This is a genomic window from Saccharicrinis sp. 156 (assembly GCF_050589685.1).
Lineage (GTDB): Bacteria > Bacteroidota > Bacteroidia > Bacteroidales > Marinilabiliaceae > Saccharicrinis.
Genome location: NZ_JBNGOS010000036.1, coordinates 17,185 through 30,026, shown reverse-complemented (window position 1 = coordinate 30,026; position 12,842 = coordinate 17,185). Strand labels below are relative to the sequence as shown.

Genomic DNA, 12,842 nt, shown 5'->3' with positions numbered 1-12,842 from the left:
CCTACTCTTCTAAAGGTTTTATTCCCATCACAATCATATCATCCAGCTGTTCAAAATTACCCATCCATTCTTCAATTTTTTGATGCAGGATAGCTTTTTGATCTTCTGCCGGTAGTCTATGGATGTTCAACAGCAGGTGCCTGAACCTCCTATATTTAAATTTCTTACCTTCATCTCCGCCAAACTGATCCGCATACCCATCCGAGAAAATATAAAAAACATCATTTTCTTCCAGAGCAATTTCATGTTTTGAGAATCTCATTTCCTTTTCACCGTTATATCCAATTGGGAAACGATTGCCTTTATAAACAAACATTTCATTATCCCTAATCAAATATAATGGATTGTAAGCCCCGGCAAAAGATAGTTTTCTTTCGCTTTTATCGATTATACATAGTGCTATGTCCATTCCGTCGTTCACGCTTAAGGTATCGCTCCGTTCGGCGCTGGAATTCTTTTTAAAAGTATTGATTACCTCCTTGTTTAACCTTTCTAAAATATAAGCCGGACAGTGCTCAATCTTCGAATTTATAATACCCTTTAACATATCGTAGGCAATAATGGACATAAAGGCACCGGGAACACCATGTCCCGTGCAGTCCACCGCTGCAATAAATATTTTACCATTGATCTCATGTTTCCAGTAAAAATCGCCACTTACCAAATCTTTAGGCCGATAATACACAAAGGACTCGGGAAGCACCTTCTTAATTTCAAGTTCTGACGGAAGAATGGATTCCTGAATTCTTTTGGCATAATAGATACTGTCCGTTAGGCTTTGGTTAATCTTTGAAAGCAATTCCCGTTGGGCCTCAATTTTCTTTTTGTCACCTGCTTTTTCTTCCAGGGATTTATAGGCTGATTTATAATTTCTGATACGGAAATTAATAATGGATTGGATAAGAAACACCAGTGCAATCAGATAAAATGCATAAGCATAGCTCGACATCCAGATGGGGGGAACTACAGATATGTCTAAGGTAACCGGTTTCTCTGTCCAAATATGATCGCTGTTGGCCCCTTTAACGTGAAGTGTATAATCCCCCGCAGGCAAATCAGATATATCAAGCGTGTTCTCCGATGTCACCGGCCTCCAATCATCGTCAAAACCTTCCAAATAGACTTGATACTTGTTTTTGGCTGATTCCGAAAATTCCAACGCAGCAAACCTTACCTTAAGCATAGAGCTTTTTCTGTACTTAAGCTTAATCTGGGGGGTATCCGTCTTAAAACTACCTTTGATTTTACCCTTATGAAACAATTCGATCGAAGTAAATACGACTTCCGGCCGATGCAAATTATAATGGATGGAATCAGGATTTATAAATGCCACCCCTTCTACACCTCCAAAATAAGCCATGCCCGAATTAGACTGTTCAACAGCTCCAACATTAAATACATAACCAGGTAAACCGTCGGCAATATCAAAGTTATAGATTTGTTTGTTGGCCTTTATTAAAGATATTCCTTTATTGGTACTCAACCATACCCCTGAATTATTATCGCAAATTACGCCATAAACCATGTCGTTTGCTAATCCCGAAGAGTGCGTATAAAAGCCGGACACATCCTCTTTCTTACTATAAAAGCTGATACCCGATCTAGTCCCGAACCATATCCTGTCCTGATCATCTTCGGCAATAGACAAAATATAGTTGTTGCTCAATACTGATATTGAATCCCCGGAATTTCTAAGATGGCCGATTTTTTTAACCGTATCGTCATTACTGTCCAAAAAGTTAACACCATCACTGGTTCCAATCCATAATATCCCTTCCGAATCGAGTAACAGGTCGTTAATCTCATCGCTACATATACTCTCTTCGTTGCCTTTTTCAGCAAAAAAATTATTAATGGAATTGCCGTCATATTTGTAAAGCCCGAACTGGGTTCCGAACCAGATATTTCCCCTGGCATCTTCTTCAATGGCATTGATTCTATTTTCCTCGAGCAATGCTTTTACTTCTTTGCTTTGGGTATAGGTAAATTCACTTATTGTGCCTCTTTCCAGGTAAAAGATATAAATACCTTTAGCCGTACCAATCCATATCCGATCTTTCGAATCCCTGCACAAAGCCAATACCATGTCTTCCCCAATTTTATTCAAGGAACGGTTCACGGGATAACTATATACATCACCTCTTTCAGGGTCGAGTATTTTTAATCCTTTATCAGCTGTACCCAACCATATCAATTCTTGTTCATCAATATAAATACTCTTGATATCATAGCTGTTCAGATCACTGTATTTTTTATCGCCACGCATGATGCGTTTAAACTTTTTGGGCTTAAAATCCACTTTTAACAGTCCGCTATATCGTGTACCCACCCATAACAAACCCGAATTATCTTCAAACAAAAAGGTAACTTCGTCCTCAGTTATCAAATTTTGTTTTTGATTATAAAACGAATCCTTATTGTAATCCAATACATCCTTGCCACGGCTATACTCTGCTATTCGCAAACCTGCTTTAGTACCAAGCCAAATTGATCCCGAAGAGTGCCTGATAACAGCATTAATAGCATTTTCTTTTCCGGATAGTGAATTTATTTTTTTATTGCTATAGGACTCATCTCGTTGGTTAAGGTGATATAAACCCTGCGATCCTGCCAGAATAAATGATTTTGCTGATAATTCCAGTATCCCGGTGATTGCCCCCAGTTGGTTTGAATAGGTTCCATATTCATCATCAACAATTACCCTTTCGTATAGCTTCTCCCTGGTATTAAATTGCGCTATTCCATCTTTTGTTCCAATCCACAGTATATGGGGATTTTTGTAAAATATAGGTATGTTCAGTTTTTCCTGATATTTGAAAATACTACTATATAAACCATACGTTGATTTTGAAAGAGGATCAATTTTTAAATTCAACAAATAATTATTTGTTTTTACCCACAGTGAAGAATCCTTATCAAAGGATAGTCCATATATATTGTCTTCCGGCAATTCATATGCCCCTTCCAATTTACTATTATAACAGGTAAATGTTCCCGTTATTCGATCCCATTTGTTCAGCCCGTTGCCAATAGTTCCAATCCAAAGGTTACCGTCGACATCCTCACTTATACATTGTATATGGTTACCTGATATTGAAGTACTGTCCTCAAGGTTGTGACGAAAAACTTTAAACGAATACCCATCGTACTTGTTTAAACCATCCTGTGTACCCACCCATAAAAATCCTTTGCTATCCTGAAAAATGGATGTGATACCATTACCCGATAACCCTTCATGAATCGAATATGAGCTTATACTAACATCTCCCTGTGCTTTCAGTACATCCATAGATACTAAACCACACAGAATAACAGATGCTAATAACAACGTGCACCGATTAATTATTTTAAGTTTCCATTGAAAAAATTGACATTTCATACGCGCAGCTAAATTAGCAAAATGTCTTTATTTTAATATTCGTTTAGAAAAAAAACACAAATTAAGTCATGATGTTGCACCATTAAAGTGTATGTAACATAATTCCAATCAACCCCAACATGAATCAACTCCATTTGGGCCATCCAAACTTATCTGGGACTTATTGGCTTTAGGCGAAAGAAATAATTTTCATGAAAAACCGGGATTAATAACTTCTTAATCGAAGCAAAAAGCCCCTTGTTAACAATATAACAAGAGGCCACCATGTAAAATATGATTAATCGAAACCAGCATGTCCGTCCGTTTAACACAGACACACGGCAAATGATAGAATTGTGGAAAAATATTTATTTGACCTTATCCATAAACCATTGCAAATTCTGAGACTTAGGTCTTTCAATGGGCAATCCGTAAAGTCGGTCCCAAATAAGTTGTGTCAACACCCCAAGTGCCCTTGAAACTCCAAATAAAACCGTATAAATTGGATACTCGACTATTCCGTAACTGGTAAGTAACGATCCTGAGATAGCATCCACATTAGGCCAAGGATTTTTTACCTTACCGGTTGCCGCCAACACATCGGGCACCACATTATATATCCTATTCACCAGCTTAACGTATGGCGCATCCGGAATATATTTATTGGCAAAATCAAGTTGTACCTGGAATCGAGGATCTGTTTTTCGTAATACCGCATGACCATATCCGGGTATCACTCTTCCCTTACTTAATGTTTCTTCGGCATAAGCTTTAATTTGAGCTTCCGTTGGGTCTTCGCTTCCAATCTCCCGCTTCATTTTATTTAACCAGTGCATCACATCCTGATTGGCCATCCCATGTAGTGGCCCGGCCAAACCATTCATACCCGCCGAAAAACTATAATATGGGTTTGATAATGCTGACCCCACCAAATGGGTGGCATGTGCAGATACATTGCCTCCTTCGTGATCGGAATGGATCAGCATGTACAAGCGCATCAGCCTCTTTACCTCTTCGCTATCATGCCCCATCATATGTGCCAAATTACCAGCCCAATCCAAACCGGGATCAACCGGGATATGTCTTCCCTGATGGAAAACCCTTCGATAAATGTATGCTGCAATGATAGGCAATCGTGCTATCAGGTCCATTACCCCTTCGTAGGTAGGGTCCCAATAATCTTTTTTATCCATACCCACCAAATAAGCTTTGCGGAATTGTGATTCTGTCGACATGGCCAAAATAGCCGTATTAAACTGAATCATTGGGTGAGCATCCTTTGGTAATGCTTCAATCACATCGTACACATGAGGGGGAATTCCTTGTGCCCGCAATGCCCATTGCTCACTAATATATTTAACATCTTCATCGCTAGGTAATTCGCCTGTAAGCATCAAATAAAAAATGCCTTCGGGCAATGGCTCGCCATCCTCATGTATCTTAGGTAATTTTTCTTTTAGTTCCGGAATTGAATATCCCCGAAATCGGATACCCTCTTCTGCATCAAGCTTGGATGTACAGGTCAATAAGCCAACTACGCCTTTCATACCTGTTAGCACCTGTCCAACGGTTACTTCTTGTATAACTTTATCGCCATGCTCTTTAATAAGTTCCTTAACCATATTTGCCTTAGGGATAGCAATATCGATTAGTTTTTGTTTTATATAGTCCATAAGTAATTATTTGATGTTTGATAAATATACGAAATAACGAAACATATACTTAGCCAAATAACACCTTAATTAATTTTTTCTGCCACAACGAAGAAGTACCAAAGAATACATTTCCAAAGCCTATCCTTCTCTCAGTGACCATTAATCCCCGCTTAACATCAATTGTTATTTATCCTAATTTGAAGAATGTTTCCCAACATCATAAGAACAGCCATTGTTAAATTTTGTTCGTTAATTTAAAAAAACAAAAAAAGGGTGCCCTCAGGACACCCTCTAAATCATTATATACGAAATACAGTTAAGCTTTTTTCGCTTTAGCATAACCATAAATAGCGCTTGCGCCTAATTCTTCTTCAATACGAAGCAATTGGTTGTACTTGGCCATACGGTCAGAACGGCTCAAAGAACCTGTTTTGATTTGACCTGAGTTAGTAGCAACGGCGATGTCAGCAATTGTAGAATCCTCAGTTTCACCGGAACGGTGAGAAGTAACTGAAGTATAACCTGCTCTGTGAGCCATTTCAATTGCATTTAAAGTTTCAGTTAAAGTACCAATTTGGTTTACTTTAATAAGGATTGAGTTAGCAGCTCCTAATTCGATACCTTTCTTCAGGTAATCAACGTTAGTTACAAATAAGTCATCACCTACCAATTGGCACTTATCCCCAATTTTGTTGTTTAATGCAACCCATCCGTCCCAGTCGTTCTCGTCCATTCCGTCTTCGATAGAATCGATAGGGAATTTTTCGGCTAATTCAGCTAAGAAAGCAGCTTGCTCCTCAGAAGTTCTTTTAACTCCGTTTGGCTCAAAAATGCTATAATCGTAAACACCATCCTTGAAGAACTCAGAAGAAGCACAGTCCATAGCGATAGAAACATCACCTCCATCTTCTGCACGTCCTGGCTTGTAACCCGCGTTTTTAATAGCAGTAAGGATACAGTCGATAGCCTCTTCGGTACCACCTAACATTGGAGCGAAACCTCCTTCATCGCCAACAGCGGTAGAAAGACCTTTTCCTTTAAGAACTTTGGCAAGCGCATGAAATACCTCAGCACCCATACGTAATCCTTCTTTGAAAGTAGGAGCGCCGATAGGGCGGATCATGAACTCTTGGAAAGCGATCGTCGCATCAGAGTGAGAACCTCCGTTAATAATGTTCATCATTGGAACAGGAAGTGTACAGGCGTTTGTACCACCGATGTAGCGGTAAAGGGGCATACCCAGGTACTCAGCAGCAGCTCTGGCTGTAGCTAAAGAAACACCTAAGATAGCGTTAGCACCTAATTTGCTCTTGGTTTTAGTTCCGTCCATTTCAAGCATCTTGCTATCCACACCAACTTGATCTAGCACGCTAAAACCGATTAATTCTGGAGCAATTACATCGTTTACGTTGGCAACCGCTTTTTGAACACCTTTACCTAAGTAACGGCCTTTGTCGCCATCTCTAAGCTCTAAAGCTTCGTGCTCACCAGTAGACGCTCCCGAAGGAACAGCAGCACGACCAACAAAACCACTTTCTAGTGTTACTTCTACTTCGATAGTAGGATTTCCACGTGAGTCAAGAATCTCACGAGCATGAACATTTGAAATTTGTCCCATAATATTGACTTATTTAAAAATTGAGTTTACAATTCTATAAAAAAAGGATAATAGCACGAGGCAATTATCCTTTTATTTTATCATGAATACATGTATTTAACTACAAATTCACTATTCCTTTGCATTTTCTTCATCTGAAGGTGCTTCAGTCGATTCATCCGCAGCTTTCGCTTCAGGAGCAGCAGATTCGGCAGCCGCATCCGCGGAGGCAGCTTTATCTTCTTTTTCCACAACTGCAGTTTCCACTGCTGCTGTTGAATCAGAAGATTTCTTACGACGTGTACGACGTGTTTTCTTCTCAGAAGATGCTTTGCTTGCAGACAACATGTTTTCGTTGTAATCTACCAGCTCGATATAACACATATCTGCATTATCACCAATACGGTTACCCAACTTTAAAATACGGGTATAACCACCAGGTCTTTCGCCAATTTTGCCTGCTACTTCTCTGAACAGCTCGGAAACGGCCTCTTTATTTTTTAGGTAACTAAAAACAACTCTTCGTTGTGCAGTTGAATCATCTTTAGATTTAGTAATAAGCGGCTCAACGTACATACGCAATGCTTTTGCTTTCGCCACCGTGGTTTTAATTCTCTTATGCATGATAAGAGAATTAGCCATGTTTGCAAGCATTGCCTTACGGTGAGCGCTCTTTCTACCTAAGTGATTGAACTTTTTTCTATGTCTCATCGCAATTATTCCTTGTCTAATTTATACTTAGTAATATCCATGCCAAAGGTTAAGTTCATCACCTGTAACAAATCATCAAGCTCTGTTAATGACTTTTTACCGAAGTTACGGAACTTCAATAAATCGTTACGGTTAAACTGCACCAACTCTCCCAGTGTTTCCACATCAGCTGCTTTTAGGCAATTAAGTGCACGTACCGAAAGGTCCAGATCAACCAATTTGGTTTTAAGAAGCTGACGCATATGAAGTACTTCTTCATCAAATTCTTCGTTACCAAACTTCTCGTCCGAATCCAGCGTGATTCTTTCGTCGGAAAACAGCATAAAGTGGTAAATCAAAATTTTCGCGGCTTCTTTTAAAGCATCCTTGGGATGGATAGAACCGTCTGTTTCTATTTCAATAATTAATTTCTCGTAGTCAGTCTTCTGCTCTACACGATAGTTTTCAATCGCATATTTTACATTCCTGACCGGAGTATATATAGAGTCGATCGCGATAACGCCAAACTCAGCATCTACCGAACGGTTTTCCTCTGCGGGAATATAGCCCCTACCCTTATTAATGGTTAGTTCCATTTTAAGGTTTACATCAGGGTTCATCAAGCAGATGGTTTTATCAGGATTCAATACCTCAAAGCCTGTCATGAAGTTGCTCAACTCGCCGGCTTTTAATTCATCTTTACCCGACACGCTGATAGTTACTTTTTCACTATCTACCTCTTCAACAATCTGTTTGAATCTGATTTGCTTAAGATTAAGAATTATGTCGGCTACATCATTAATTACGCCAGGTATAGTTGAAAACTCATGATCAACACCTTCGATTTTTACAGATGTAATAGCGAAACCTTCTAATGAGGATAACAAAATTCTTCTTAAGGCATTTCCAACTGTAATACCATATCCCGGCTCTAGCGGGCGAAATTCGAATCGGCCAAATTGCTTGTCCGACTCTAGCATAATTACTTTATCTGGTTTTTGGAATGCTAATATTGCCATAAGAATAAATTATTTAGAATACAATTCAACGATCAATTGTTCTTTAATGTTTTCAGGAATATCTTCCCTCTCCGGCACATTTAAAAATTTACCGCTTACAGAGTCGTTGTCCCACTCTAACCAAGAGAAGTTATGCACTGAAGATGCTGCCAAAGATTCCGTGATTGCCTCAAGTGACTTAGACTTTTGGCGAACCCCGATGATTTGATCAGCTTTAACAGTGTATGACGGAATGTTTACGATTTCACCGTCCACTGTAATATGCTTGTGAGATACAAGCTGACGAGCAGCAGCTCTTGTAGGCGCAATACCTAAACGATATACTACGTTGTCTAATCGACACTCTAGTAAACCAAGTAAAACCTCACCGGTAATACCCTTTGAGCGAGATGCTTTTTTAAACAGGTTACTAAATTGCTTCTCTAATACACCGTAAGTATATTTAGCTTTTTGTTTTTCTTTTAACTGAACACCGTATTCCGATGTTTTTCTGCGACGGTTGTTACCGTGCTGTCCTGGAGGATAGTTCTTTCTTTCAAAGCTTTTATCCGAACCATAAATTGCCTCACCAAATTTACGGGCAATTCTTGTTTTAGGTCCAATGTATCTAGCCATTCTTCTAAATTTTTGTTTTTAAATTTTTGTTTTCAAATTATGAATATGAAGGCCGCGAGATTATAGAGAGGAGGTTCTATATATAATCATCCATAATTCAAAATCCAAAAGCTCAATTTATGGTTAATAACTAGTAATTAATTATACTCTTCGTCTTTTTGGAGGACGACATCCATTATGAGGCATTGGCGTGATGTCCACAATCTCTGTTACTTCTATTCCACTGGAGTGGATAGAACGAATTGCAGACTCGCGACCGTTACCCGGTCCTTTTACGTATACCTTCACCTTTCTCAATCCAAGATCAAATGCTACTTTGGAGCAATCGGATGCTGCAGTTTGAGCTGCGTAAGGGGTGTTCTTTTTAGAACCCCTGAATCCCATTTTACCCGCACTTGACCAAGAAATTACCTGACCATTCTTATTGGTCAAAGAAATAATAATGTTATTGAAAGATGAGTGAATATGTGCTTCTCCCTGAGCCTCTACTTTTACGACTCTTTTCTTCTGACTCGCTGTCTTCTTTGCCATATTTCAATTATTATTTAGTTGCTTTCTTTTTGTTTGCAACAGTTTTCTTCTTCCCTTTACGTGTACGAGCGTTGTTTTTCGTTTTTTGTCCACGTAACGGTAAACCGATACGATGACGGATTCCACGGTAACAACCGATATCCATCAAACGTTTGATGTTCAACTGAATTTCAGAACGAAGTTCACCTTCTATTTTGTACTCTTCAGCAATAATCTCACGAACTTTAGCTGTTTGTTCGTCTGTCCATTCGCTAACTTTTAAGTTAACGTCTATCCCAGCAGCGCCAAGGATACCTTGGGCAGCGCTCTGCCCGATTCCGTAAATATATGTCAATGATACCACACCACGCTTGTTGGTTGGTATATCAACTCCAGCAATTCTAGCCATAATATTAATAATTATCCTTGACGTTGTTTAAACTTTGGATTCTTTTTGTTAATCACGTATAAGCGTCCTTTGCGTTTTACGATCTTGCAATCGGCGCTTCTCTTCTTAACAGATGCTCTAACCTTCATTTTATTATAGAATTAATTTTTATACCTATATGAAATTCTACCCTTGGTAAGGTCGTATGGAGACATCTCCACCTTCACTTTATCGCCCGGCAAAATTTTAATATAGTGCATTCTCATTTTACCCGAGATATGCGCTGTAATGATATGCCCGTTTTCCAATTCCACTCTAAACATGGCATTTGAAAGGGCTTCTATTATCGTTCCGTCTTGTTCTATCGAGGCTTGTTTAGCCATAATGTGTTACCTTTTTTTAAATTTCAGACTGCAAAGTTAATATTTCTTCAACAAATTTGAAACTTGATAGTATATCTGCTTCATTTTTTCCCACGGCAACAGAGTGCTCGAAGTGAGCAGATACCTTTTTGTCGATGGTCCTGATGGTCCACCCATCATTTTCCTGAACAATATTTCGCTTACCTAAATTAATCATGGGTTCAATGGCGATTACCATTCCTGGCTTTAACAATGTACCATTTCCTCTCCTGCCATAATTAGGCACTTCCGGCGCTTCATGCAAGTTTCTTCCCACTCCATGTCCTACCATTTCGCGCACCACTGAATATCCTCTTGCCTCACTGTGTTGCTGTATCGCATAACCAATATCACCTAATCGTTTACCGGCTACTGCATTTTCAATTCCTTTGTAAAGCGATTCTTTGGTAGTGGTCAGCAAATCTTTTTTTTCCTGACTTACTTCACCTACCTCGAAAGTATAGGCAGAATCACCATAAAATTCATTTTTCAACACACCACAGTCAACAGAAACAATATCCCCGTTTTCGAGCGGTTTATTGTTTGGTATTCCGTGTACAACTTGTTCATTTACCGAAGTACAAAGGGTATTAGGATATCCCTGGTAATCAAGAAAACCAGGAATACCACCGTTATCCCTTATAAACTCTTCGGCGACTTTATCCAACTCCAAGGTGGTAACGCCAGGCTTAATCAGTTTTGCAACTTCACCTAGTGTTTTAGCCACCAACATGTTACTTTGTCGAAGTAACTCAATCTCCTCGTCTGTCTTAAGATATATCATTGTACGAACGACCTCTCATTAATTAGTAAACAGCAGGTCCGCCACCGGTTCTACCTTTGATTCTTCCCGACTTCATTAATCCGTCATAGTGACGCATCAACAAGTGACTCTCAATTTGTTGCAATGTATCCAAAACAACGCCTACAAGAATCAATAAAGAAGTACCTCCATAAAACTGGGCAAACATTCTATCTACACCTGCAATCATTGCAAAAGCAGGCAATATCGCTACCAAAGCCAAAAATACCGATCCCGGCAAAGTGATCTTTGACATTACTGAATCTAGGAACTCCACTGTTTTTTTACCTGGTTTAACACCCGGTATAAAACCACCGTTTCGTTTCATATCCTCGGCCATTTGCGTTGGATTGATAGTAATAGCCGTATAAAAATAGGTAAAAGCAATGATTAAAAAGGCGAATGTTACATTGTAACCCACTCCCGTAAAATCGGCAAACATTGCGGTAAACCAACTATTTCCACCGTCTCCTACATATCCGGCCAATGTAATAGGCACAAACATAATTGCCTGGGCAAAAATGATAGGCATTACACCAGCAGCGTTCACTTTTAATGGTATGTATTGACGAACTCCTCCGTATTGCTTATTTCCCACAATGCGCTTAGCGTACTGTACCGGAATACGGCGAGTTCCCTGTACCAACAAAATTGTACCTGCAAACACAAAGAAAAGAACCACGATCTCAATCAACAACATCACCAATCCACCACCTTCTTCTAAACGAGATACGAATTCGGCCACCGCGGCAAACGGCAATCGCGCAATAATACCGATCATAATAATCAACGATATACCATTACCAATCCCTTTTTCAGTTATTCTTTCTCCCAGCCACATTACAAACATAGTACCTGCCGTAAGTATAACGATTGATGTAATTTTGAACATCAATCCTGGAGTAGAAATGGCTGCATCGGGAAGGTTAGCCAAATAAGCCGGTGATTGAAACAATAGTATGATAACTGTCAGATAACGTGTAATTTGGTTAATCTTACGTCTTCCGCTTTCACCTTCGCGCTGTAATCTTTGAAAATAAGGAACAGCGATTCCTAACAGTTGAATAACGATAGAAGCAGATATGTAAGGCATAATACCTAACCCAAATACAGATGCATTAGAGAACGCACCTCCTGAGAACATATCTAACAGTCCCATAACTCCTTCAGCAGTTTGGTCTTTTAATGCACTTAATTGAGTTGGATCGATTCCCGGTAGTACAATAAACGAGCCCAGGCGGTAAATCAATACCAGGCCGATTGTTGTAAGAATACGGGATTTAAGATCCTCAATCTTCCAAATGTTGCGAATTGTTTCGATCAGTTTCATTATGATTTACAGTTTTACAACGGTTCCTTGAGCCGCTTCGATTGCGCTCACCGCTGATTTAGAAAAGGCATGAGCTTTCACTTCAATTTTGGCTGTTATGTTTCCGTTACCAAGAATCTTCACCCGGTCATTCTTGCTGATAAACCCGGCTTCGCGAAGAACGTCAACGTCGATTACAGACAAATTGTTCTTTTCGGCAAGCAGTTGCAACAAGTCAATGTTAATTGCCTTGTACTCTACTCGGTTGATGTTTTTAAACCCGAATTTAGGAACACGTCTCTGTAAAGGCATTTGACCACCCTCGAAACCAATTTTTTTAGAATAACCAGATCTGGACTTGGCACCCTTATGTCCACGGGTGGATGTACCTCCGTGGCCAGAACCTTGTCCTCTACCAATTCTTTTTCTGTTTTTGGTAGAACCTTCTGCAGGTTTTAAATTACTTAAGTCCATATCTAAATTTAACTTAATTCGTTA

Annotated in this window: 13 protein-coding genes; all 13 read right to left on the bottom strand. The window is 39.3% G+C overall.

Annotation, left to right across the window (positions count from 1 at the left end):
• Position 1: 1 nt before the first annotated feature.
• On the bottom strand, positions 2–3,328 hold the full coding sequence (locus ACRD64_RS19710) for a two-component regulator propeller domain-containing protein (RefSeq protein WP_430935240.1): 3,327 nt from the start codon (positions 3,326–3,328) through the stop codon (positions 2–4).
• Positions 3,329–3,726: 398 nt separating this feature from the next.
• Positions 3,727–5,031: a citrate (Si)-synthase gene (locus ACRD64_RS19705; RefSeq protein WP_430935238.1), complete on the bottom strand. Its 1,305-nt coding sequence runs from the start codon at positions 5,029–5,031 to the stop codon at positions 3,727–3,729.
• A gap of 298 nt (positions 5,032–5,329) precedes the next feature.
• A complete protein-coding gene (eno, locus tag ACRD64_RS19700; protein ID WP_430935236.1) occupies positions 5,330–6,631 on the bottom strand; it encodes a phosphopyruvate hydratase in 1,302 nt (433 codons plus the stop codon).
• A gap of 111 nt (positions 6,632–6,742) precedes the next feature.
• The gene (gene rplQ / locus ACRD64_RS19695) at positions 6,743–7,321 is read right to left on the bottom strand and encodes a 50S ribosomal protein L17 (RefSeq protein WP_430935234.1); all 579 of its coding nucleotides are present in this window, start codon (positions 7,319–7,321) and stop codon (positions 6,743–6,745) included.
• Positions 7,322–7,326: 5 nt separating this feature from the next.
• Entirely contained in the window at positions 7,327–8,319 is a 993-nt protein-coding gene (locus ACRD64_RS19690) for a DNA-directed RNA polymerase subunit alpha (protein ID WP_430935232.1), read from the bottom strand.
• 9 nt (positions 8,320–8,328) lie between these two features.
• On the bottom strand, positions 8,329–8,934 hold the full coding sequence (rpsD, locus tag ACRD64_RS19685; RefSeq protein ID WP_430935230.1) for a 30S ribosomal protein S4: 606 nt from the start codon (positions 8,932–8,934) through the stop codon (positions 8,329–8,331).
• A gap of 141 nt (positions 8,935–9,075) precedes the next feature.
• Positions 9,076–9,465: a 30S ribosomal protein S11 gene (gene rpsK, locus ACRD64_RS19680; RefSeq protein WP_066632644.1), complete on the bottom strand. Its 390-nt coding sequence runs from the start codon at positions 9,463–9,465 to the stop codon at positions 9,076–9,078.
• A gap of 10 nt (positions 9,466–9,475) precedes the next feature.
• Positions 9,476–9,853 (bottom strand): 30S ribosomal protein S13, encoded by a 378-nt coding sequence (gene rpsM, locus ACRD64_RS19675; RefSeq protein ID WP_430935227.1) that lies wholly within the window; start codon positions 9,851–9,853, stop codon positions 9,476–9,478.
• Between the two features lie 11 nt (positions 9,854–9,864).
• Complete coding sequence (ykgO, locus tag ACRD64_RS19670) at positions 9,865–9,981, bottom strand: type B 50S ribosomal protein L36 (RefSeq protein ID WP_071792536.1); 117 nt, start codon at positions 9,979–9,981, stop codon at positions 9,865–9,867.
• 12 nt (positions 9,982–9,993) lie between these two features.
• Positions 9,994–10,215, bottom strand: a complete 222-nt coding sequence (infA, locus tag ACRD64_RS19665) for a translation initiation factor IF-1 (RefSeq protein ID WP_027472434.1) — start codon at positions 10,213–10,215, stop codon at positions 9,994–9,996.
• Positions 10,216–10,231: 16 nt separating this feature from the next.
• Positions 10,232–11,017 (bottom strand): type I methionyl aminopeptidase, encoded by a 786-nt coding sequence (map, locus tag ACRD64_RS19660; RefSeq protein WP_430935224.1) that lies wholly within the window; start codon positions 11,015–11,017, stop codon positions 10,232–10,234.
• Positions 11,018–11,039: 22 nt separating this feature from the next.
• On the bottom strand, positions 11,040–12,365 hold the full coding sequence (secY, locus tag ACRD64_RS19655; protein WP_430935222.1) for a preprotein translocase subunit SecY: 1,326 nt from the start codon (positions 12,363–12,365) through the stop codon (positions 11,040–11,042).
• A gap of 6 nt (positions 12,366–12,371) precedes the next feature.
• On the bottom strand, positions 12,372–12,818 hold the full coding sequence (gene rplO, locus ACRD64_RS19650) for a 50S ribosomal protein L15 (protein WP_430935220.1): 447 nt from the start codon (positions 12,816–12,818) through the stop codon (positions 12,372–12,374).
• Positions 12,819–12,842: the final 24 nt, after the last annotated feature.

Excerpts from the sequence above, each read along its gene's own strand:
- ACRD64_RS19705 (WP_430935238.1), bottom strand. The coding sequence starts at position 5,031 with ATGGACTATATAAAACAAAAACTAATCGATATTGCTATCCCTAAGGCA.
- eno (WP_430935236.1), bottom strand. The coding sequence starts at position 6,631 with ATGGGACAAATTTCAAATGTTCATGCTCGTGAGATTCTTGACTCACGT.
- rplQ (WP_430935234.1), bottom strand. The coding sequence starts at position 7,321 with ATGAGACATAGAAAAAAGTTCAATCACTTAGGTAGAAAGAGCGCTCAC.
- ACRD64_RS19690 (WP_430935232.1), bottom strand. The coding sequence starts at position 8,319 with ATGGCAATATTAGCATTCCAAAAACCAGATAAAGTAATTATGCTAGAG.
- rpsD (WP_430935230.1), bottom strand. The coding sequence starts at position 8,934 with ATGGCTAGATACATTGGACCTAAAACAAGAATTGCCCGTAAATTTGGT.
- rpsK (WP_066632644.1), bottom strand. The coding sequence starts at position 9,465 with ATGGCAAAGAAGACAGCGAGTCAGAAGAAAAGAGTCGTAAAAGTAGAG.
- rpsM (WP_430935227.1), bottom strand. The coding sequence starts at position 9,853 with ATGGCTAGAATTGCTGGAGTTGATATACCAACCAACAAGCGTGGTGTG.
- ykgO (WP_071792536.1), bottom strand. The coding sequence starts at position 9,981 with ATGAAGGTTAGAGCATCTGTTAAGAAGAGAAGCGCCGATTGCAAGATC.
- infA (WP_027472434.1), bottom strand. The coding sequence starts at position 10,215 with ATGGCTAAACAAGCCTCGATAGAACAAGACGGAACGATAATAGAAGCC.
- map (WP_430935224.1), bottom strand. The coding sequence starts at position 11,017 with ATGATATATCTTAAGACAGACGAGGAGATTGAGTTACTTCGACAAAGT.
- secY (WP_430935222.1), bottom strand. The coding sequence starts at position 12,365 with ATGAAACTGATCGAAACAATTCGCAACATTTGGAAGATTGAGGATCTT.
- rplO (WP_430935220.1), bottom strand. The coding sequence starts at position 12,818 with ATGGACTTAAGTAATTTAAAACCTGCAGAAGGTTCTACCAAAAACAGA.